This window comes from Lysobacter sp. Root690, from assembly GCF_001427785.1.
Lineage (GTDB): Bacteria > Pseudomonadota > Gammaproteobacteria > Xanthomonadales > Xanthomonadaceae > Lysobacter.
This window is the reverse complement of the sequence record NZ_LMHM01000001.1, coordinates 701,687-723,008: the sequence shown is the minus strand read 5'-3', so window position 1 is coordinate 723,008 and position 21,322 is coordinate 701,687. Positions and strand designations below refer to the sequence as shown.

Annotated in this window: 22 protein-coding genes; 11 read left to right on the top strand and 11 right to left on the bottom strand. The window is 65.7% G+C overall.

Annotated features, from left to right (window positions below; genetic code table 11):
• Positions 1-31 precede the first annotated feature (31 nt).
• From ASD86_RS26365 to ASD86_RS03110, 5 genes are all read right to left on the bottom strand, one after another.
• A complete protein-coding gene (locus tag ASD86_RS26365) occupies positions 32-745 on the bottom strand; it encodes a hypothetical protein (protein ID WP_157476061.1) in 714 nt (237 codons plus the stop codon).
• 312 nt (positions 746-1,057) lie between these two features.
• Positions 1,058-2,023, bottom strand: coding sequence for an MBL fold metallo-hydrolase (locus ASD86_RS03125; protein WP_056106694.1), 966 nt, complete (start codon positions 2,021-2,023; stop codon positions 1,058-1,060).
• A 177-nt stretch (positions 2,024-2,200) separates the two neighbouring features.
• Complete coding sequence (locus ASD86_RS03120) at positions 2,201-2,668, bottom strand: gamma-glutamylcyclotransferase family protein (RefSeq protein ID WP_082577999.1); 468 nt, start codon at positions 2,666-2,668, stop codon at positions 2,201-2,203.
• 55 nt (positions 2,669-2,723) lie between these two features.
• Complete coding sequence (locus ASD86_RS03115) at positions 2,724-3,422, bottom strand: alpha/beta fold hydrolase (RefSeq protein ID WP_056106692.1); 699 nt, start codon at positions 3,420-3,422, stop codon at positions 2,724-2,726.
• Entirely contained in the window at positions 3,419-4,639 is a 1,221-nt protein-coding gene (locus tag ASD86_RS03110) for an MFS transporter (protein WP_200957169.1), read from the bottom strand. Before ASD86_RS03110 ends, ASD86_RS03115 begins: the two co-directional genes overlap by 4 nt.
• Positions 4,640-4,731: 92 nt before the next feature.
• Between ASD86_RS03110 and ASD86_RS03105 the strand changes: the two genes are divergently transcribed.
• The 4 genes from ASD86_RS03105 to ASD86_RS03090 all read left to right on the top strand — a co-directional run bounded on the left by ASD86_RS03105 (position 4,732) and on the right by ASD86_RS03090 (position 11,044).
• Entirely contained in the window at positions 4,732-5,691 is a 960-nt protein-coding gene (locus tag ASD86_RS03105; protein WP_056106690.1) for a LysR family transcriptional regulator, read from the top strand.
• Positions 5,692-6,144: 453 nt separating this feature from the next.
• Complete coding sequence (locus ASD86_RS03100) at positions 6,145-7,380, top strand: alginate lyase family protein (protein WP_056106688.1); 1,236 nt, start codon at positions 6,145-6,147, stop codon at positions 7,378-7,380.
• A gap of 392 nt (positions 7,381-7,772) precedes the next feature.
• The gene (locus tag ASD86_RS27165) at positions 7,773-8,909 is read left to right on the top strand and encodes a hypothetical protein (RefSeq protein ID WP_162253599.1); all 1,137 of its coding nucleotides are present in this window, start codon (positions 7,773-7,775) and stop codon (positions 8,907-8,909) included.
• A complete protein-coding gene (locus ASD86_RS03090; RefSeq protein ID WP_056106685.1) occupies positions 8,909-11,044 on the top strand; it encodes a WG repeat-containing protein in 2,136 nt (711 codons plus the stop codon). Before ASD86_RS27165 ends, ASD86_RS03090 begins: the two co-directional genes overlap by 1 nt.
• Before the next feature lie 92 nt (positions 11,045-11,136).
• Here the strand turns inward: ASD86_RS03090 and ASD86_RS03085 are convergent, their stop codons facing one another.
• The 4 genes from ASD86_RS03085 to ASD86_RS03070 form a co-directional block, all read right to left on the bottom strand.
• Positions 11,137-12,024 (bottom strand): ZIP family metal transporter, encoded by an 888-nt coding sequence (locus ASD86_RS03085; RefSeq protein ID WP_056107109.1) that lies wholly within the window; start codon positions 12,022-12,024, stop codon positions 11,137-11,139.
• A 40-nt stretch (positions 12,025-12,064) separates the two neighbouring features.
• On the bottom strand, positions 12,065-12,697 hold the full coding sequence (locus ASD86_RS03080) for a superoxide dismutase (RefSeq protein ID WP_056106682.1): 633 nt from the start codon (positions 12,695-12,697) through the stop codon (positions 12,065-12,067).
• A 37-nt stretch (positions 12,698-12,734) separates the two neighbouring features.
• On the bottom strand, positions 12,735-13,229 hold the full coding sequence (locus ASD86_RS03075; RefSeq protein WP_056106680.1) for a hypothetical protein: 495 nt from the start codon (positions 13,227-13,229) through the stop codon (positions 12,735-12,737).
• Positions 13,230-13,395: 166 nt separating this feature from the next.
• Positions 13,396-14,322, bottom strand: coding sequence for a LysR family transcriptional regulator (locus tag ASD86_RS03070; protein ID WP_056106678.1), 927 nt, complete (start codon positions 14,320-14,322; stop codon positions 13,396-13,398).
• 145 nt (positions 14,323-14,467) lie between these two features.
• On the opposite strand from ASD86_RS03070, the gene ASD86_RS03065 reads away from it, so the two are divergent.
• Positions 14,468-14,878: a RidA family protein gene (locus ASD86_RS03065; protein WP_056106676.1), complete on the top strand. Its 411-nt coding sequence runs from the start codon at positions 14,468-14,470 to the stop codon at positions 14,876-14,878.
• Between the two features lie 18 nt (positions 14,879-14,896).
• Here ASD86_RS03065 and ASD86_RS03060 read toward each other — a convergent pair whose 3' ends face one another.
• Positions 14,897-15,385, bottom strand: a complete 489-nt coding sequence (locus tag ASD86_RS03060) for a hypothetical protein (protein WP_056106674.1) — start codon at positions 15,383-15,385, stop codon at positions 14,897-14,899.
• Complete coding sequence (locus ASD86_RS03055; protein WP_056106672.1) at positions 15,382-15,957, bottom strand: sigma-70 family RNA polymerase sigma factor; 576 nt, start codon at positions 15,955-15,957, stop codon at positions 15,382-15,384. Before ASD86_RS03055 ends, ASD86_RS03060 begins: the two co-directional genes overlap by 4 nt.
• 269 nt (positions 15,958-16,226) lie before the next feature.
• Between ASD86_RS03055 and ASD86_RS03050 the strand changes: the two genes are divergently transcribed.
• From ASD86_RS03050 to ASD86_RS03030, 6 genes are all read left to right on the top strand, one after another.
• Positions 16,227-17,348: a metallophosphoesterase gene (locus tag ASD86_RS03050; protein WP_056107106.1), complete on the top strand. Its 1,122-nt coding sequence runs from the start codon at positions 16,227-16,229 to the stop codon at positions 17,346-17,348.
• Between the two features lie 131 nt (positions 17,349-17,479).
• The gene (locus tag ASD86_RS03045) at positions 17,480-17,965 is read left to right on the top strand and encodes a hypothetical protein (protein WP_056106670.1); all 486 of its coding nucleotides are present in this window, start codon (positions 17,480-17,482) and stop codon (positions 17,963-17,965) included.
• Between the two features lie 161 nt (positions 17,966-18,126).
• The gene (locus ASD86_RS26360) at positions 18,127-18,552 is read left to right on the top strand and encodes a hypothetical protein (protein WP_157476057.1); all 426 of its coding nucleotides are present in this window, start codon (positions 18,127-18,129) and stop codon (positions 18,550-18,552) included.
• A gap of 141 nt (positions 18,553-18,693) precedes the next feature.
• Positions 18,694-19,179: a hypothetical protein gene (locus tag ASD86_RS03040; RefSeq protein ID WP_056106668.1), complete on the top strand. Its 486-nt coding sequence runs from the start codon at positions 18,694-18,696 to the stop codon at positions 19,177-19,179.
• A 77-nt stretch (positions 19,180-19,256) separates the two neighbouring features.
• The gene (locus ASD86_RS03035; protein ID WP_157476055.1) at positions 19,257-19,742 is read left to right on the top strand and encodes a hypothetical protein; all 486 of its coding nucleotides are present in this window, start codon (positions 19,257-19,259) and stop codon (positions 19,740-19,742) included.
• Between the two features lie 27 nt (positions 19,743-19,769).
• Entirely contained in the window at positions 19,770-21,278 is a 1,509-nt protein-coding gene (locus ASD86_RS03030; RefSeq protein ID WP_157476053.1) for an XVIPCD domain-containing protein, read from the top strand.
• Positions 21,279-21,322: the final 44 nt, after the last annotated feature.

Sequence of the window (21,322 nt, the reverse complement as noted above, 5' to 3'; positions counted from 1 at the left end):
ATGGATCGTCGTCTACACGGCCCAGGATGGCTCAGTGGCCCTTGCCGTTACCTTTGCCGTTGCCCTTATCTTTGCCGTTGCCGTTGCCGTTGCCGTTGCCGTTGCCGTGGCCCTTGTCCTTGCCGTGGCCCTTGCCGCCGCCGTGCGATTCGCCGCCTTTGTGGCTCTTTCCCTTGCCGTGGCCTTGCGAAGACGGATGGCCGGAGTCGTACGAGCGGTGATCGGGTCCTTTCGACTTGCCATGGCCCTTGCCGGGTCCATGATCGGCCCAGTTCACGTGCACGGACTGATCGACGCGGATCGGATAGCCCCAGCGGTCGTAAGTCGTCACCGCGCCGCGCTTGAGCGCATGGAACGCGGGCGAGCCGGGCTTGATGCCCATGCGCTTGGCGACCGCGCCCCAACCCTGTCCGGGGTTGCGGTCGTACTCGCGCACGACGTTCTGGCACGGCACGCCGAGCGAATGCGCGAGCGCGCAGGCGTAGTACACATCGCCCGGCGCCCAGCGCCGACGCTGCAGCAGTTCTTCGACGTACGAACGCGGCGCGCCGTAATAGCCGCTGATTTCGTCGACGAAAGGCTGCGGGTAACGGCGGCCGTAATCGTTGATCTCGCCCAACCGCGTATCGACCCAGACGTCGCCGGTGCGGATGTTGTAGCCGATGGTCTGGGCCTGCGCCGACAGGGCCAGGGAAAAGCTCAAGCCGAGCATCAGGCATAGAGCGGAACGCTTCAGGGATTTCATCGCAAGCACCTCGTCGTAGTGCATCACAGCGGGAACGGCGATCGCGCGGCATCCGTCGGCGCGCCGTGGCGAGAGCTTAGCGCCAAAGACCGCCAGTGGCGGGACCGAGCCGCGGCCGTTCAGCGGCGATGCCGGGGCATGACCGGGAGGTGGGCTAGAGACGGGTCCGATCGGGCCTGTTGGCGCCAGGTTCATGAGCGATGCAGGCCTGTGCCATGGAATGCCGGAGGCTGCTCACGGCGAGTGGACGTCGCCATCGACGTCCGCTCATCCTGGTTCATACGCCCGTCGTTTCGTCGCGGGCGCGGCGGATCAGCGTTCGGGTTCCCACACGAAGCTGTCGCCCTGAGCCTTGAACTGGCCCAGGCCGGGGAACGGGAAATGCACGGCGTACACGCGCAGCTTGCCGTCGGCGGCGCGTTGCATCAGCGCGCGCCGGCTGGTTTGCGCCAGCGGTGCGTTCTGGTCGTACTGCACGGTCCACTCCGGGCGCTGCACCGAGATCACGAAGTGATGCGCGCTGTCGCCGATGTAGAGCAGGCGCTGATCGCCCGAGGCGATCTCGTAGGCGCTGTGGCCCGGCGTATGTCCGTCGACGGCCACAGCGGTGACCACGCCGGGCACGATCGCCGCGCCGGGCTGGAAGGTCTCGACCTTCGGCGCGATCGCGGCGACCAGCTTGGCGGATCCGTCGTCTTTCTTCATCGCATCCCATTCGGGCGCCGACAGATGGATCCTGGCGTTGGCGAAGGCGAGCGCGCCGTCCTTGCCGAGCAGGCCGCCGACATGATCGGGATGGTGATGCGAGAGGAAGATGTCGGTGACCTGCGAGGGCTCGACGCCGGCCGCGCGCAGCGACGCCGGCAAGCGTCCGGCGCGCGCGAACGACGCATCCGCCGCGCCGGTATCGAACAGCAGCACCTGCGCGCCGCTGCGCACCAGCAGCGGTTGAATGCTCAGGTGCAGGGTGTCGGTCGGTTGGCCCGCCGCGGTCAGCAGCGCGTTGACCGCATCGGCCGGCTGGCCGATGGCGAAGGTCTTGCCGTCGTTGGCGACGTCGATGTCGCCGTCTTTCAGCGCCACCGCATCAAGCGCGCCGATTTTGAAACGGAACACATCGGCGTTCACCGGCTGCGGCGCGGGCGTCGCGGCCGAGGCGGGCGCGGGAGCGTCCGCCTTGGGTGTTTCGGTCGGCAGCGGCCGGGATTGCGGGCATCCGGCCAGCATCGCGGTGGTGAACAGCGCGAGCGCCAAGGTGGAGAGGTGGTTGCGGGTCATGGGAGCTCTCAAGGGGGAGAGGGATGCGGCGCGCGACGCCGTCGATGGCGCCGCGGCGCGATGCACCGTCTGCATTCTCCGGCGCGATCAGCACAAGGGCAAGGCCGCTTGCGCGAAGCAATCGCCGACGCTTCGGATCTCGAACAGACACGACGTCCGTCGGGCTTCGCGCCACGACTACGCTTGCTTATCGGGCCTCGCGGCATACACATTGGCCAACGTCACCGATCCGTCCGGCGCATGCACCGGTACCAGGATGCGCAGGTACTCGTCGCCTTCGAACGCATCCAGCCGCGCCCAATGCGCGGGCAAGTCGTCGGATGCGAATAGCTGCACTTCGATCGCGTCGCCCGATTCGGACCAGCGCAAGGCCGGATAGCCCATATCGGCGCCCCATCCCGATTGCTCCAACCGGCCGGTGACGAAGTGTCCCGGCGTCCAGGTGCCGTCCAGATCGCTGAGGTGGTGATGGTTCGGCTTGCCGGGCGCGAGGGTTCCGTACACGGCGAAACGGCGATCCGCCTGATAGCGCTCGGCGAAATGGCGTTCGAGCGCTAGCGCGGTTTCGCTTGCCGCTTCGGCGCGCAGGCGGTTGAGGCGCAGCAGCGCATCCAGATCGGTCGTGTCGAAGTCCAGCGCGGTCATCGTCTTGCTCCAGTCGATCGTCGAAGTTCGATAGTACGAAGGCCACGCGCTCGAATCACCACATCAGCCATTGCCGCAGCAGGCGATTGGTTTGCAGCGGGTCTTCCATCGTCGGCAGATGGCCGCAGTCGGGTATTCGCGCGAGCACCGCGCCGGCGATGCCGCGCTGGATCTCCTCGGCCGCCGCGGGCGGGGTGAGCACGTCGTCTTCGCCGACCACGACCAAGGTCGGTACCGCGATCGAGGCCAGCAGCGGTCGCGAATCGGGTCGCTGCAGAATCGCCGTCTGCTGGCGCCGGTACGCCTGCGCGCCGACCCGTTGCGCCATAGCCCGCACCTCCACGCCGATCGCCGAATGCACATGGCGCGGATGCACCAACATCGGCAGCAATTGTTGAGTGACGCCGGCGAAGCGGCCGCGTTCGAGCAGTCGCAGACCGGCGCGTCGTTGCTCGGCGCGCGCCGGCGAATCCGGCGCGGCGCTGGTGTCGAGCAGAGCCAGCCGACAGACACGCTCGGGTTGCTGGCGCAGGATTTCGAACGCGACATAGCCGCCCATCGACAATCCGGCCAAGGCGAACCGCGGCGGCGCATCAGCCAGAACGCGCGCCGCCATGTTCGCCACGCTGTCGTCCAGACTCAGGTCTGCGATGACCGGCGCGGCGATATCGGCCAGATCGCGCGCTTGATCGCGCCACAGGCGCTCGTCGCAAAGCAGGCCGGGCAGCAACAGCAGCGGCTGTTTGTCGCTCACGCGTCGCTCCTGTCGGGCTGGCGCGGGTCTTCGATCCGGGTCGCCAACACGATACCCGCCAGCGCCAGGCTTGCGGTCAACGCGACTTCGCCGGTCCAGCCGCCGTGCTGCCAGGCCCAGCCGCCGATCACGCCGGTCACGCTGGAACCGAAGTAATAAAACAACAGATACAGCGACGAAGCATGGCCCTTGTCGGCGCGCGCGAGCCGTCCGACCCAGGCGCTGGCGACCGAATGGGCGACGAAGAAACCGATCGTGATCAGGCAGATGCCGACCACGATCAAGGGCAGCGAAGCGGCCAGCGTGACCACGGCGCCGGCGGTCATGATCGCGATGCCGCCGATCAGCGGCGCGCGTCCGCCGAAGCGATCGGCGAGACGGCCGCCGAACGGCGAGGAGAACATGCCGAACACATACGCCAGGAAGATAAGGCTGATCCCCGCCGGCCCCAGAGCATAGGGCGCGCCGGCGAGGCGGAAACCGACGTAATTGAACAGCGCCACGAACACGCTGGTCAGCAAGAAGCCGATCACGAACAAACGCAGCAGGCCCGGATGAACCAGATGCGCGCGCCAAGACTCGAGATGATGGCGCACCACGAAACCGCGGCGCGGCGCGAACCGGCGCGACGGCGGCAACAACGCGGCGAAGCCGATCGCCGCGATCAGCCCGAACGCGCCGATCGCCGCCATCGCCGAACGCCAGGAACCGATCTCGACCAGCAAGCCCATGCCGACGCGTCCCATCATTCCGCCGAACGCGGTGCCGGCCACGTACAGGCCCATCGCGCCGCTGAGATGGCGCGGGTCCATTTCCTCGGCCAGATACGCCATCGCCACCGCCGGCACGCCGCCGAGCATCGCGCCTTCGATCGTTCGCGCCAGCAACAGCAAGCTCCAGTCCGGCGCGACCGCGGCGAGCAGGTTGCAGGCCGCGGCCAGGGCCATCGAGGCGAACATCAGGCGTCGCCGCGACACCTGCTGCGACAGCGCGCCGGCGATGAAGATCGCGATCGCCAGCGCAGCGGTGGTCAGCGACAGCGCGAGCGAACTGACCGCCGGAGCGAGAGCGAAATCGCGCGCGAACTCCGGCAGCAGCGGCTGCACGCAGTACAGCAGCGAGAAGGTCGAACAGCCGGCGAGGAACAGGGCGAAATTGGCGCGGCGATAGGCGCTGGTGCCGCGTTCGATCGGCGCGGCGAGGGCGGATAGCGGCAAGGGTGTCGTGCTCATGCGGCGCAGGATGGCGCCGCGTGCTTCATTCGTCCAATATATGAAACCTACCTGCTCCATATGTTTTGGAGATATCGATGGAACTGCGCCATATCCGCTATTTCCTGGCCGTCGCCGAGGAGCGCAACTTCACCCGCGCCGCCGAGCGGCTCGGCATCGGCCAGCCGCCGTTGAGCCAGCAGATCCGCGATCTGGAAACCCAGATCGGCGCGCGCCTGTTCCACCGCGTACCGCATGGCGCCGAACTTACCGACGCGGGCCGCGCTTTTCTCGAACGGGTACGAACGCTGCCCGAGCAAGCCAACGCGGCGGTGCGTCAGGCGCAGCGCGCGGCGCGCGGCGAGACCGGCGCGCTGCGCCTTGGTTTCACTTCATCGGCGATCCTCGCGCCGCTGACGACCCGGGCGATCCGCGATTTCCGCCGCCGCTACGCCGACGTGGAACTCACCTTGGAGGAAGGCAACAGCGCCTATCTGTCGGCGAAGCTGCGCGACGGTTCGCTGGACCTGGCGTTCCTGCGCCCCGACGGTTCCGAGAACGGCGACATGCGCCTGTATCCGCTGCTCGACGAGGCGATGATCGCCGCGCTTCCGAGCGCGCACCCGGCCGCGCGCGACGGCCGGCGCAAATCGATCCGCCTGACCGAACTGCGCGAGGACGCGTTGATCCTGACGCCGCGCACGGTCGGCCCGACCCTGCACGACGCGATCGTCGGCGCCTGCCGTCATGCCGGATTCGAACCGCGCCTGGGCCAGCATGCGCCGCAACTCGCCTCGTCGCTGGCGTTGGTCGCGGCCGAACTGGGCGTGTCGATCGTGCCCGAAGCGATGCGCCGGTTCGCGCTGCCCGGCATCGTCTATCGCGACATCGCCGGTCTGCAACCGATCGCGCGTCTGGCGCTGGCGCATCTGCTCGATCAGGAATCGGCGCAGACGAAAAATTTCGTGGCGCTGACCTGCGCGGGTGCAGCGCCCGAGCAAAACGCAGTCGAACGTTCCGAGGGCGCGGCGAAGAAACGCCGGACCACGCCGAGATGACGACGGAAGCATGATGCGTCATCCGATGACGCGTTGGGCCGACGCAATCGATTTCCGTTGCAACCATCCAGCCACCGCTATCGGCGATGTAGGGTTGATCGCCGGGTGCGCTCGTCGGCGCCTGCCCGCGCTGCGATATCAATGACGATGCGGCGAATACCGATCGATCAGAATGCGGAACTGCGAAATCGTCCTGTGTTTTCAACGGTTCGGCGACCGCGCTTATCGACAGCGAGTCGCAACTTTTCGTTTTGAAGTCGTGCAGCATGAGTTCGACGCCCGACCTAAAACGCGTGTGATCTCTTGCTCGGCCCATGGTCCGGCGTCGCTGCCGCGGCAATGACGATTGCCGTCGCGGCATAGAACGACAGGATCTTTCCACGGACTCGCCGCGCGCGGGTTCGTGATCGACGCTGCCTCCCCCAACCTACGACGACTCGAACGAGGATGCCCATGCTGCGCATCAGCAAGCTCCACATCACCAAATTGCATTTCACCGCGATGGCTTCGATGCTATTGATCGGCTGGGCCGGCGCGGCCTATGCGAACGATCGCGGCACCGCTGCCGCGGGTGCTGCCGCGGGCCACACGGTCGCGCAGGACTTCGCCGCGCTCGGCATCGTGGAGATCGACGCCGCGGACAACCTCGCCGACAAAGCGGTTCCGCCGTTCAAACATCCCGGCCTGCTGGTCACCCAGACCCGCCTCAACAGCATCCGCGCGGCCGTGCAATCCACGGCGAACAGCGCCATCAAGACCGGCTACAACCGCCTGCTGCAGGACAATCGTGGCTCGCATACTTACGCGCACTCGGCGCTGGCGACCGTGCAGGTGGTGCGCGCCGCCGGCGGTCCGCAGGAAACGCGGTGGAAGAACGACAGCATGGCGGCGTATTTGAACGCGCTGCGCTGGACCGTCAGCGGCGACACCCGCAACCGCGACAAGGCGATCCAGATCCTCGATGCGTGGTCGTCGAAATTCACCGGATTCACGCTGGCGTCGGGCACCGATGCGCCGCAGGCCTGGCTCGAAGCGGCCTGGGGTCTGCCGGTGTGGGCGAGCGCGGCGGAGATCATCCGCCATCACAACGGCGGCGAGGCGGGCTGGACGCCGGCTCAGCAGGATCGCTTCAACAGCTATCTCAACAAGCTCTACGCGCAGGCCAATCAGGCCTCGAGCCGGACCAACAACTGGGGTGTATCCGGCGCGTTGGCGATGATGGCCGCGGGCGTGTATCAGGACGACGCCAATCGCTACAACGCTGGTCTGAACCGGATGAAGCAGATGATTCCGCTGATCGTCTACAGCAGCGGCGAAGTGCAGGAACTTCAGGCCCGCGATTGCCATCATCCGCAGTACTCGCTCGCGGGGATCGCGCAGGCCGCGGAAATCGCCACGATCCAGGGCGACACCAGCGTGTGGACGCATACCGTCGGCGCCGATTCGCAGCCGCGCTTCGCGCGCGGGCTGGAGTACATGGCCAAGTCGATCCTGTACGGCGAAGGCGTGCGCGATTGCCGGTCCAATGGTCTGTATGCCGGTTACAGCGACATCGCCGTCAACGGTTATCGCAATCGCGGCGTGGCGATTCCCAACTTCCAGAACGCGACCAAGCGCGGTCGTCCGGACGCGAGCGCGGCCGAGTTTCTGGGGTATTCCACCGCCACTCACGGCCGCGACGACTACTGAGCGCATCGGCCGCGCGATGCGGCCGGTCGTTCGGCGGCTTCAACGATTGCAACCTCCAGGCCGCGACGATGGTGGCCTGGAGACCAAGCCGGGCGCGGCGCGGCGTGCCGCGATCTTGTGCAGTGTTTCGTCCCGTCGACCTTGCCGGCATTGCGCGTCGGCCGGCGCAACGATATCCAGGATGCGTCAGGCGGCGACGTGGCCGAGCGCCCGTGCCTGGCGCGCGACTGCACCGCACCGCGGTATGGGAGAATGGATCCAGGAGTGATCGCTAGGTGATCGCGAACTCCGGCCTTCTTGATCTGCATCGGTGGTGAAGCGATATGGCGTGGTTACAGGGACGTGGGCACGGTGCATGGCTTGCACTGATTCTGGGGTGTTCGAATGCGGGCATGACGATGGCATCGCAGGCCGATGCGGACTCCGGCCGATGGAGCGGCTTCATGGGCGACGGCGCGCATGCGGTCGACCGCGATCGGTTGACGCTGCGGGCCGACGGCCTGATCGAATCGGCGTCGCGCTATCCGCGCACCTCGTCGCATGGCTGGACCGCCGAGCAGAACGCACGCGGCTATTACGAGTCCCTTGAACGTCTGCTCGACTGCCGCACCGGTCTGTACGTGGATACGGCCTTGCTGCTGCTCGACCGCGACAGCAGCCCGATCGCGCGCCGCGATCTGCCCTATGAAGACCAGTTGCAACAAATCGCTTTGCGCCAGGGCGAAGTGGAGAGCCATCGCTGGCCCGCGTCCAGCGAGATCTGGCTGGCGTGCGCACTGGCGATGATGCCCCGACAGGCCGGTTCGGCGGCCGCGCCGGAATCGGAAGCGGCGGCCGAGTTCGCCTACGACTATGCCGCGATCGGCGATGCGCCGCCCGCCGACGCGCGTGGTTTGTTCGACCGCCTGCGCGCGCAATACGACCGGGCGATCGCGCGTTATGCGCCGCCGCTGCCGACGCCGCAGACGGCAGCGCCAGCATCGCGTCGGAGCGAGCGTCGGTCGCGCTCGGCGCCGGCCGAAGATTCGCTGTCCGCGTTCGATCTGGGCTCGCTGCGCCATCGCGGCGACGGCGTCATCGAGGTGACGTCGCGCACCTCGCGAGGCGAGGTCGAGCGCTGGCCACAGGAGGTGCCCGAGGACGCGCAGGTCGAACAGGTGCTGGCAGTCGATTGCCGCAACGGCCTCGCCGTGCCGATCGAGCAGCGCTTCCGCGCTGCCGCGGGCGGCGCCGAATTGTTGCGTCGATCGGCGCCGGTGCTGGCGACGCTGACCCAATTGGCGCAGCAGTCGTCGTACGGGCCGAGCGGTTGGGACGAATGGCTCGGCCCGCGAGCGCCTTCGGATTCGGCAAGCCTGTGCAAACTCGCCGCGCAACGTTGCGGCGCGGCGGCGCAGACGGCCGCGTTCGAAATCGACCCCACGCGCTTGTCGACCGAAGCCGGTGCGCCGCTGCTGCTGTCGGCGCGCGCGATCTGGCTGGACTATCGCGCCAGTTTCGTTCCTTCCTGTCCGATCGGAGATCGCTGATGCGCGGTTCGCTGTTCAAATCCCTGCTGGCGCTGGTTTGCGCCGGGACGTTGTGCGCGCCGCTGTCGGGCGCCGATGCGGCCCAGCCCGCCGAAGGCGCGCTTGAAGTATTCACCTTGAACAACGATCTCACCCGCTGGACCGGCCAGGGCCTGCGCGATGCGCAGGGCCGCGTGGTGGTGCCGGTCGATACGGTCGAACTCATCCGGCTGCCCGGCGGTGGCTGGTTGAGCCGCGCCGGACTCGGCGGCGAACTGCTCGACGCGCGCGGCAAGCGCATCGCCGGTCCGTTCGAGTATGTCGAGCCGCCCGAGCCCTCGCTGGACGTGATGCTGATCGGCACCGAAGGCTCACCGGTGCTCGGCGGCAAGGGCGGTCTGGTGCGCGAGGACGGCCGGGTTGTGGCCGAGCCGGTGTATACCGAACTCGACGCGCTGAAGGGAACCGGCCTGTTCTCGTTCCAGCGCGCGCGCCGCGTCGGTGCGATGAATGCGCAGGGACGGATCGTGCTGGACCCGCTCAACGATTCGGTCAAGGCGGTTTCGTCCTTGCTGGCGGTAACCCGACGCGGCCAGTCGGCGTTGTTCGATCGCAACGGCAAGGCGTTGACGGAGTTCCGCGATGGCGTCGACTACGAAGCGCTCGAGGGCTCGCCGTGGATTCGCGAGTGCATTCGTCCGGTCGGCGAAGAGACCGGCGAAGAGATCGTCGATGAGCCGCGCTGCCGCGTGCTGGACGAAACCTCGAAACCCGCGCTTGCCGGCGAGTTCACCGAGGTCGACTACCTGCCGCAGTCGCGCCGCTGGTTCGCGATTCCATATCGCAAAGCGAAGGGCGGCGATGAATCCGCGCCGCGCTACGCGAACCGCACGGTACTGCTGCTGGACGAGGCCGGCCGCCGCGTCGCCGAGTTGCAGGCCCGCTCCATCTACCAGACCCTGGCCGCTCGCCTGGTCGTCACGGTGGCCGCGCCCGATGGCGCCGACGAACGCGAGGGCCTTGCCGATCGCGACGGTCGCTGGCTGGTCAAGCCCGACTACGACGAGATCGGAGTCGTGCCGATCGCATCGTCGGAGCGGGAAGGAAACAAGGCGCCGCCGCAATTCTTCACCCTGCGCTGGGGCGAGGGCACACGCTACCACGCCGGCGTGGTTGACGCCGATGGGCGCGTGATCCTGCCGATGGCCGACATGCGGGTCATCGCGCGCTATCCGAGCCAGGAGGTGTACATCGTCAAGGTGGGCGACAAGATGGGCGTGATCGACAGCGCCGGGCGTTGGCGGATCGACGCCACGCATACCGAAATCGCGCCGAACAGCGAGCTGCCCCTGCCGTATGTGATGTTTTCGGATTCCGATTACTCGGCCAAAGCCGAAGACCGCGATCGCTATACCTTGTACGACGTGCGCAGCGGAAAGCCCGTGTTCGCGGGCGACTACCAATTCATCAGCCCGGAAGACAGTTATTGGCCGTTGGGATTGAAGGCGCCGTGGCCCGAGTTCGTGATCGTCGACGCCCAGCGCGGCGGCAAGCACGGCGTGATCGATCTGGATGGGAACGTGGTGGTGCCGTTCGAGTACTACAACATCGACTCGGCCGACCGTTGGGGCCGGGTGACCGTTTACCGCGACGAAAACGATGAGGATGGGCGTCTGGTCGACGGTCTGTCGCCGCAGAAGATGGCTCGTCTGCACGAGATGGTGTCGCGACAGATCCGCGAACAGCAGGCGCCGGTGTCGAGCCTGCATGCGCCTTACGCCGGCCGCTACGTGCCGGTGGAGTACACCGAGGCCGCGCAGGTCCAGGCCGCGGTGCAGCGCGGCGCGCTGTCGCGGCCGATGGCGCCGATGATCCTGATGGACGCTTCGACCGCGATTCTCGACCTGGGCATGATCGGCAAGCGCAAGGGTCCGGCGCTGGATTATCTGGAGTACTACTGCGAACGCGAGAACGGCTTCGACATCCTGATGCCGGGCGCGGACGTGTCCCGGGTGGCCTGCGCCGATCCCAAGGCGCCGCGCCTGATCCTGCAGGCAGCGGGTGAGAACGACTGGACCTGCGGCACCTGCAAGGATTACGGCCTGCCCGAGCGCTGGCGCCGCACTGATCCGGCGCCGAATCCGAATTTGCCGTGAGCCTCGCCTTCGCCTGTGCGTAACGTCGCGTGCGCAGCGCCGACCGAATCAGTCGGCGCTATCCCAGCGCCGGCCTCAACCGAGTGCCGGCCTCAACCCAGAGCAGTATCCAGCACCATCATCAACACGAACCCGATCATCAACCCGGCCGTGGCGAAACTCTCATGGCCCTTGCGATGCGATTCGGGAATGATCTCGTGGCTGATCACGAACAGCATCGCGCCGGCGGCGAAGCCCAGCCCCCACGGCAGCAACGCATGCGAATGACTGGTCACGGCCGCGCCGAGCACGGCGCCGACCGGTTCGATCAGACCGCTCGCGGCGCCGATGAACACCGACCATAGCCGGCCGTAACCCGCGGCCAGCAACGCGACCGCCACCACCAGGCCTTCGGGCACATCCTGGATCGCGATGCCGATCGCCAGCGCATTGGCCCGCACCGCGCCCTCGTTGCCGGCATAGCCCACGCCGATCGCCAGGCCCTCTGGCAGGTTGTGCAGCGCGATGGCGAACACGAACAGCCAGGTGCGACGCAGTTTTCCCGGCGACTGTCCTTCGCGGCCCTTGATGAAGTGCTCGTGCGGCACGACCCGATCGATCAGCATGATCGTCGCGCCGCCCAACAGCACGGCCAGGCCGATCACCAGACTGGCGCCGCGTTCGCCGCCGCCGAACTGGGCGGTGGCCTGTGCCGCCGCCAGTCCCGGAATGATCAGCGAGAACGCGCAGGCCGCGAGCATCACCCCGGCGCCGAATCCGAACAGAGTGTCCTGGATGCGATCGGACAGGCGCTGCGAGAACAACACCGGCAACGCACCCAATGCCGTCGCGAGCGCCGCGACCGAACCACCGACGAACGCGGCGCGCACCGCCGGCACGCTGTCGATGAAGCGCCAGGCGTCGGCGATCATCGCCATCGCGCCCAGCGCGAGGATCGCCAGCCCGAACCATTGCGCCACGCTCAGCCTGCGACCGAACACCGTCGCGCGCGCGTGGCTCGTCGCGCCCTCGGCGCGGGAATCAGTTCTGCGCCTGTGCATACCGCCTCGCGACTTCCGGCCAATTCACCACGTTGTAGAAAGCGGCGATGTAATCCGGCCGCCGGTTCTGGTACTTCAGGTAATACGCGTGCTCCCACACGTCCAGGCCGAGGATGGGCACGCCGCCCGAGCCGATCCCGCGCATCAGCGGGCTGTCCTGATTGCCGCTGCTCTCGACGCCGAGCTTTCCGTCCGCGCCCACCACCAGCCAGGCCCAGCCGCTGCCGAAGCGGGTCAGCGCTGCCTTGGTGAAGGCGTCCTTGAAGGTGTCGAAGCCGCCGAGGTCGGACTCGATCGCCTGCGCCAACGCGCCATCGGGTCGACCGCCGCCGCCTTGATCGGCGGGCGCCATCACCGTCCAGAACAGACTGTGGTTGGCATGTCCACCGCCGTTGTTGCGCACCGGCGCGCGCAAGTGTTCGGGCAGGCGGTCGATCTCGGCGATCAGCGTTTCCACCGCGACGCCGTCGTGTTCGTTGCCTTGCAGCGCGGCGTTGAGATTGTTGATGTAGGTCTGGTGATGCTTGCTGTGATGGATCTCCATCGTCTTCGCGTCGATATGCGGCTCGAGTGCATCGAAGGCGTAGGGCAGGGCGGGAAGCGCGTAAGTCATGGTGGGTTTTCCAAAGGCGGGAGAGGGGCGAAGCGAATCAGTGAAACGCGTCGGCGCCCAGCGACGACAACGCCGACAGGCCGTCGCGCAACAGGGCTTGGGTCCTCGCGCATGCGCCGTGGCGGGTCTGCCAGTCGAGCAGGGCGAGTCGGGTGCGGCTCATGTGATGCACGGCGCGGCGACGCGCGGCATCGGGCACGCGCGGATCGGCGGCGATCCGGATCAGGGCTTCGTGCGGCAGGCACAAGTGGTCGAGCGTGCCGATCGCATCGCGGCGCTGGCGATGCGTTTCGGACACGTTGTGATGCGCCACGACCAGGGCGGCGAGGCAGTCGTCAGGGCAGGCGGCGAGCGCCGGACTTGCGATCAGCGCCAGCGCTGTCTGCAACGCCTGTCGGTACAGGCGTTGCGCATGCGCGAATTGGCGTCGGTCGAAGGCCGCGTTGGCCTGGCGCGTCAGCTCGCGCCATTGGGCGAGTCCGGTTTGCGCATCCGGGTGCGGGATCGGTTCAAGGCTGGACAGCGCACGCATGGGCGGCTCCTCGGTTGCAAGGGGCCCTTTGCGTGATGATCTGCGTGCGTATTCAGGCGCTGGGATGATAGCCACGCGCCGTTCGGTCCGTCCAGTCGCGTCGGTGGCACAGACCGTCTGATCAGGCGTTCATGATTCGAACTGGATCACGCTTCCGCGGCGGCGTTCATGGATCGGGCCGGGTGGTGATCGGCGCGTGCTGCGCCATCAGTTCGACGATCCAGTCGATGAACACCCGCAGTTTGCGACTGACATGGCGGTTGGGCGGGAACGCCAGGTACAACGGCATCGGCTCCATCCGCCAGTCCTCGAACAAGGGAGTCAGTTCGCCGCGTGCCGCATGCGCCTTCGCCATGTAATCCGGCAACCACAGCACGCCCATGCCGGCCAGGCCCGCGGCGAGATAGGCGTTGCCGTCGTCGACCGCGAGCACGTAGCGGCCTTGCGCATCGATGCTTTCTGCGCCGCGCTGCATGGCGTAGCGAAAGACCTTGCCGCTGCGGGCCCAATGGAAGCCGACGATGCGGTGAAGGCTGTCCTCCAGTTCGCTTGGATGCGACGGCGTGCCGACGCGCTGCAGATAGCTAGGCGCCGCATACACGCGCAGTTGCAGATCGCCGACATGCCGGGCCATCAACGATTGATCGGTAAGCGCGCCGCCGCGCACGACGCAGTCGACGTGCTCGCCGATCAGATCGACCATGCGGTCGCTCACGCCCATGTCGAACTGGATGTCCGGGTATTGCGCGTGGAACGCGGGCAGCGCCGGCATCAGGATCATGCGCGCGAGCGGGCTGGGCACATCCACGCGCAACCGGCCCTTGGGCGCGGCCGAGGCGCTGGACAGGCTGCTCTCGGCATCGTCCATGTCGGCGAGCAGACGCACCACGCGCTCGTAGTAAGCGGCGCCGTCGGCGGTGACGGCGAGCTTGCGCGTGGTGCGGTTGAGCAGGCGCACGCGCAGCCGCGCTTCCAACTGCTGCACCAGCTGGGTCACGCTGGTCTTGCTCATGTGCAGGGTCTGCGCCGCCTTGGTGAAGCTGCCGGCTTCGACCACGCGAACGAAGGCCTGCATCGCATCGAAACGGTCCATCTGCGCTCCGGCCGGGTCGGGGATTGTTTGGATTCTACGGACAGTGATGACCGTACTGGCCTGTTTATCCCCCGCATCGGCTGGCCTAGAGTCCTCGCATCGTCGCGGCGCGGGTCGGCTGCGACCCTTCGATGGAGATAATTCAATGAACAAACGCGACGTGGTCTTCCCCGCCGGGCGCCAGGCGCTCTACGAACGCAATCGCTACTCGCCGGCGATCCGCTCCGACGGTTTCCTGTTCGTCTCGGGCCAGGTGGGCAGCCGCGAGGATGGCTCGCCCGAGCCCGAACTGACCGCGCAGGTGCGACGCGCGTTCGACAACCTCAACGCGATCCTGCAAGCCGCGGGCTGCACGTTCGACGATGTGATCGACGTGACCGTGTTCATCGTCGATCCCGAAACTCACTTCGATACGATCTGGAACGTGCTGCCCGATTACTGGGGCAGCGCCCCGTACCCGACCTTGACCGGCATCGGCGTGACCTGGCTGTACGGCTTTCAGTTCGAGATCAAGGTGATCGCCAAACTGCCGCGGACGGATGCGTCGACGGCCTGAGCAACAGCACGGCGTCCGTCACAGGCCCAGTTGCCGTTCCAGTTCGCGGCGCCGGGCCTGCAGTCGTGCGACGTTGCGGTAGGCGCGGATCAGCACGGCCACCGCAACAGCGAGCATCGCGGCACCCACCGTGGCCGCGGCCTGGAAGACCGGGCCGCCCGCGGTGAGCGCCATCGCCGATGCGCCGACGAAAAACAGCGTGGTGAACGTCACCGCCATCCAGCCCGCCACCACCCGGTGATTGGCCAGTAGAGGCCTGCGATGACGCAGTACCCACACCGCATACACGACCCAACTGGCGCCGATGCCCAGCATGACCGTGAGCGCGACCCGGGTGCGACCGGGCAACGCCGGCTCGGTTGCGAGCAATGCGCCGAGCAGCACGCTCATCATCAGCGCCGCCAGCAGCAAGGCGACATGGCCATAGCGCGAGCGAGTGGACAGCGCATGCGTGGTCAGCTGCCGCAGTTCCGCTTCCAGCGAGCGTGGCGAGGATTGGGTGATCATGAGCGCGATGCCTCCGGGGCAATGTATTTGCGTAACAGCGTCCTTGCGCGGAACAGCCTGGATTTGACCGTGCCGAGGGGAATCCCCAGCGCGGCGGCGATATCGCCCAGCGACAGCTCTTCGAGGTAGAACAGCGTCAACACTTCGCGTTCGACCAACGGCAGCGACGCCATGCCGACGGCGAGCGCCCGCTCCAGATCCTCGTCGTCGTCGTGCGCCTCGACCGTCGCCAGCTCATCGAGATCGATGCCGCTGTCCACGGGCATGGCATAGCGCGTTCGCAGCCGGTCCATGAAGCAGCGGTGCGCGATCCCGAACAGCCAGGCGCGGAACTGCGCGGCCTCGCGCAGTTTGCCCAGCCCCTGCAAGGCGCGCAGCCACACCTCCTGGGTGAGGTCGTCGGCCAGTTCGGGGTCGTTGCACAGCTTCAGCGCATACCGGTGCAGCGAGCCGGACCAGCGCCGGATGAGGTCGTCGAACGCCGCGCGCTCGCCCAACTGGCAGCGCACGACCAGCAACAGGTCGGCGCGCGCTTGGTCGATGGGTTCGCGGTCGGATGCGTGTTCGTCCACTGACGGACTCTCCTTCACTCGTCCCCAAGGTAGTCGGTGCATGGGGAAAAAGGTTCACGCTGCGCCGCTCGGGCCGTCCAGGCCGCAATCGACAGTCGCCGGGCGTCGGCGCCGTCTGGGTCGCGCGCTGGAGAAGCGGCGCCGGATCGTCCAAGATCCGGCCACGCGCCGCGCCTGGTTCGGCAACGACGACGCAGGCGCATCGTGGCAAGCTTGAGCGCGGTCTGGCCGCGCCGATGAATCATTACCCCGGACGGAATCCGACCTCGATGAATGCTTTCGCACGTCTGCTATCGGGATGCCTGCTCTCCACACTCGCGGTTGGCGGCGCGGCCTTCGCGCAGGAGCGCAGCCAGCAACCGGCCGAGGCCGAAGCGGTGGCGGCGACATCGATCCAGGACGGGCCCTACCTGAGCTACGGCGCCTCGCAGGTGCAGGCGCAGTGGGTCTGCGACGGCGAGGTGATCCGCAAGACGTTCAAGGCGCGGCGATGGCCGCTGCGGATACCGCCGCGCTGCGGTTATCCCGATCCCATCGAAGTCAGGGCGAAGGCGGTCGCCAAACCCACATCGGCCATTAGCGGCGTCGACCGCATCGTCGCCCTGTCCGACATCCACGGCCAGTTCGATCTGGCCGTGCGCTTGCTGCAAGCCAATCGCGTCATCGACAAGCGGCTTCGCTGGAACTACGGCAGCGGTCACCTCGTCGTGGTCGGTGACGTGTTCGATCGCGGCGCGCGTGTCACTGAGACGTTCTGGCTGCTGTATCAGTTGCAGCAACAGGCGCGCGACGCCGGCGGCGACGTGCATGTGCTGCTCGGCAATCACGAAACCATGGTGCTGTACGACGACCTGCGCTACGTCAACCCGAAGTACCTGCGCGGCGCCGAGCTGCTGGGCAAGCCGTACCCGCAGTTGTACGACGCCGACAGCGTGCTGGGCGCATGGCTGCGCACATTGCCGACGATGCTGAAGATCGACGATCTGCTGTTCGTCCACGGCGGCATCGAGCCGGGTCATTTCGATCTGCAACTGGATCGCGACGCGGTCAACGCGCGCTACCGGCAATCGCTCGGCCTGGCCAAGACCACGGTGAAGCAGGATCCACTGTTCGCACCGCTGTACGACGGCAAGACCAGTCCGATCTGGTACCGCGGCTATTTCAAGCAAGGCGAGCTCAGCCAGAACGACATGCAGACGATTCTCGACCGCCTCGGCGTGAGCCGTATCGTGGTCGGCCATACCTCGATGGAGCACGTCGGCGGTTATTTCGACGGCCGCGTGATCGCCGTCGACAGCAGCATCAAGGAAGGCCGCTCCGGCGAATTGCTGTTCGTCGAGAACGGACGCCTGGAGCGCGGCATGCTGGATGGAAAACGCGTGCCGCTTTGAGTCGATTGTGGGGTCTAGTACGACCCTGGAGCGTGGCGTGGCGATGTGGGCGAGACACAGCGGCTGGAAAGGACGGGCAACCACGACAGGCGCGGTCTAGACTGGCGGTAATCGGCAGTAGGAAGCTCGCCATGAAATTCCGCCTTCTCGCGGCCTTGCTCGTTCTGGTGTGCTGCGCGCTGACGGGCTGCAAAACCATCGAGCCAGCCAATGGCACGCTAAAAGATTTGCAACAGTGGTCGATGCCAAAGCGAGTTGGCAGCTTTTCGCCCGAGTACGAGCAGCGACGCGCAAAAGCGGCGATGGTGCAGTGGGTCGAGCAGTATCTGAAACATGACTATCGGGTGGTCAATCAACGTTTCGTCTTGACCGCGCCAGGGTTCACCAGCAATGCGGGGATCGGCTCCAAGGCGCATCAGTATGTGACCCAGACCCTGGGCGGCACGATGCAGGTCGAAGGCTGGTATGACGATGATAATTACATGATGTTTCTGTGGAGATTTGGCGATAGCTCACCGCGCTATGTCGCTTTTGTGGTCGCCAATAATTTCTTGCCCGGTACGCGCGAGCGAAGTTTGGTCGGATATTTTGAACTCACGTCTTCCGCCAAGCGTTGACACAAACACATCTTCAAGAAGCGTTAGGCATGGTCGGACAAGAACGGAAGTGCGCGACAAAGAGCTCCCGCAGTTTCAAGTCAGGCCGACTGCTGGTTGCCTTTCTACTGTTGGCAGCCTGTCTGTTGGGCGGGTGTCAGACGGTAAAGCCACGAGATAGCGTGCTCGACCGTTTGCAGGCGTCAGCGACGCCCGCGCCGCGGGATAGCCCGTCTCCGCCCCATGAGCAGCGTCGTGCGAAAGCCGCCATGGTGCAGTGGCTGGAGCAGCATTTGAGTGAAAAATACAAAGTCACCGTCGTTGATCAGCGTTTTGTATTGACTGAGCCTGGGTTCACGGACGGCGCCCGGATAAGATCAAAGGCAAGTCAATATGTCAGACAGGTATTGGGCGGTGTTCCGCAACCGGTCGCATGGTACGAACATGAATATTCTTTTTCTCATCATGATGCTGAAAAGGGCTATCGGATTTTGCTATGGAAGCTTGACGATGGCACGCCGCGTTATATCTCCATGGTGATGGGTAGCGATTTCTTGCCCGGCACGCCCGAACGTAGTCTGGTTGGCTATTTCGAACTCGCGCCTTGAGTCAAGCGCTTCGGCGACGATTCGATGATTGGCCGGTAGCGGCCTGTGATGTTGCAGTATCTAAATCGGCACCATAAGTAAGCATGGGCAGCCATAGCAGGCTCGGTCTACACTGACTGCATCGGCAGAAGGAGACTTGCCATGAAATTCCGCCCTTTCGTGGCCTTACTCTTGCTGGTGTGCTGCGTGCTGACAAGCTGCAAAACCATCGAGCCAGCCAATAGCACGCTCAAGGATATGCAGGAGTGGGCAACGCCCGAGCCGTACGACAGCGTGTCGCCCGAGCACGAGCAGCGGCGCGCCAAAGCGGCGATGGTGCGATGGGTCGAGCAGTATCTGAAGCACGAATATCGGGTGGTCGGTCAACGTTTCGTTTTGATCGCGCCCGGGGACACCGCAGGAGCGGCGATCGGCTCCAAGGCGCATCAATATGTCACGCAGAACTTGGGTGGCGCGATGCACATCGATGGCTGGTATGACGATGATAACTACATGCTGCATGTGTGGAAATTCGGCGACAGCTCACCGCGCTATGTGGCTTTCGTGTTGACCCGCGATTTTTTGCCTGGTACGCCCGAACGCCGTATGTTGGGCTATCTGGAACTTGAGTCCGTAGCGAAAAATTAACCAGGCTGCGACAACAGGAAGTCGATATGAGCAGGGAAGAACAGCAGTGCACGGCCACATCAGGCAGGAGACTCACCATGAAATTTCGCCCTCTCGCGGCTTTGCTACTGCTGGTGTGCTGCTCGCTGATGAGTTGCAAAACTATCGAGCCAGCCAATAGCACGCTGAAGGACTTACAGGAGTGGGCATCGCCCGAGCCGTATGACAGCGTGTCGCCCGCGCACGAGCAGCAGCGTGCCAAGGCGGCGATGGTGCAGTGGGTCGAGCGATATCTGAAGCACGAATATCGAGTGATCGGTCAACGTTTCGTGTTAACCGCGCCCGGGTCCACCGACGGAGCGGCGATTGGCTCCAAGGCGCAGCAACACGTTACGCAGAACTTGGGCGGTTCGATGAAGATCAATGGCTGGTATGACGATGATGGTTACAGGATTTTTCTGTGGACATTTGGCGATAGCTCACCGCGCTATGTCGCTTTCGTTTGGGCCAACGATTTTTTGCCCGATACGCACGATCGCACCTTACTGGGCTATTTTGAACTTGTGCCATCCGCGAAACATTAATGCAGATGGTCCAGACAGGAGATATGTATGGCAAAGGAACGGCAATACACGGTGGAGGATTTGTATGGAGCGAACGGCAATCCCCGTGCATCGGATATCGACCAAGACCTTATTTACAACTGTTATTTCCTCGCGCCGATGGGCTCGCTCGGCGAGAAACAACCCGATCGTATTCGCGATGCCATCCGCTTTGATGCGCAGGTCGGAGAGTTCACGGTAACGCTGTACCGCCCTCCGAATACGCAGGAGCGTAGCCAGGGACAAGCCGACCCGATCCGGGAATCGATCGTTGTGTCGCAAGAGGATATTCGTCGGAATATTCGCGAGAGGGGCGGCGGCACCGCCGACAACAATCGCGGGGGCGATGGTCCCCTGTGGCCGACCGTGATCGAAGCCGGGTTCGCCGAACTGTATGGCCGTGATTCGCAGGGACGAGTTGATCTGCGCCGAGGCTACCTGACGGTAGGCGATCCGACGGGCGGCGGTGGTCTGGGCGACGGCATGTATGCCTTGACCGGAGAATCAGGCCGCAGTTTGCGCATCCTCGATCCCGATGCCCCGCCGATGCGGCCCACCGGCCCCGATCATGTCGCACGCCCCGAGCCGCCGCCGTACCGGGCGCCCTTGCATGCCGCCAGATTGGAGTTGGATGCGGTGTATACCGAGGTGGAGCAGGCGTTGGCGAACGGCCGGCCGGTGTCGATGGCGACACAGGGCCGGGATGTTCGCGATGGCCTGGAAGAAAGCCATGCCTACATGGTGATGGGTGTGTCGCGCGATCCGCGAACCAATGAGGCCCAGGTCACGCTACGTAATCCCTACGGGACCAACGAGCGCGCAAGAGAGGGCGATCACAACATCGGCGCAAACTGGAACACGAACAACCCGGAAATCACAGTCAACCTCAATCGGCTTGTAAGCGAGGGAAGTTTCGCCGAGTTCAACATCGGCCCGGCGGCGCGCGTACAGTCGCAGCAGCAAGGTGCGCCCGCGCCTGAGCACAGCGCGCCAACCCAAGGCGCGCCGACGACGCAACCGACGCCAACGCAGCCGGCTCAACCCGGACCGCAACAGCCGGCCGCTTCGCCTCCAGGCGCGGCCAGCATCACCGACCGCAATCACCCCGGTCACGAGCGCTTCCAGCAGGCGATGGACGCGATCGGGCGTTCGCCGAACATTCCGCCGGGTACATTCCCGGACGAACGCCTGCAGCAGGCCGCCGCCAATCTGGCTTATGCCAGCCTCGCGGGCGCGCAACGGCCGCAGGGTGGTCAGAACGAGCGGCTGGATCGGATCGATTTCGTCGTGTTCAACAACGACCGCAGCGGCCTGATCGCCGGTCAGGGCGAACTGCGCAATCCGACCGCGAAACTGGCCCTGCTGCCCGCCGCGCAGGACAACGCCACCAGCCTGTCCCAGGCCTCGCAACAGGTTCGCGACACCCTGGCCCAGCAGCAGTCACAAGCGCAGGGCGTGGCGCAACAAGCACCCGCGCAGGCGCAGGACGATCCGGCGATCAAAGGCCCGAGGGTTTAGTCCCGCCGCCGCGACCGGCCGATCCCGCAATGGCGCCGCATGCT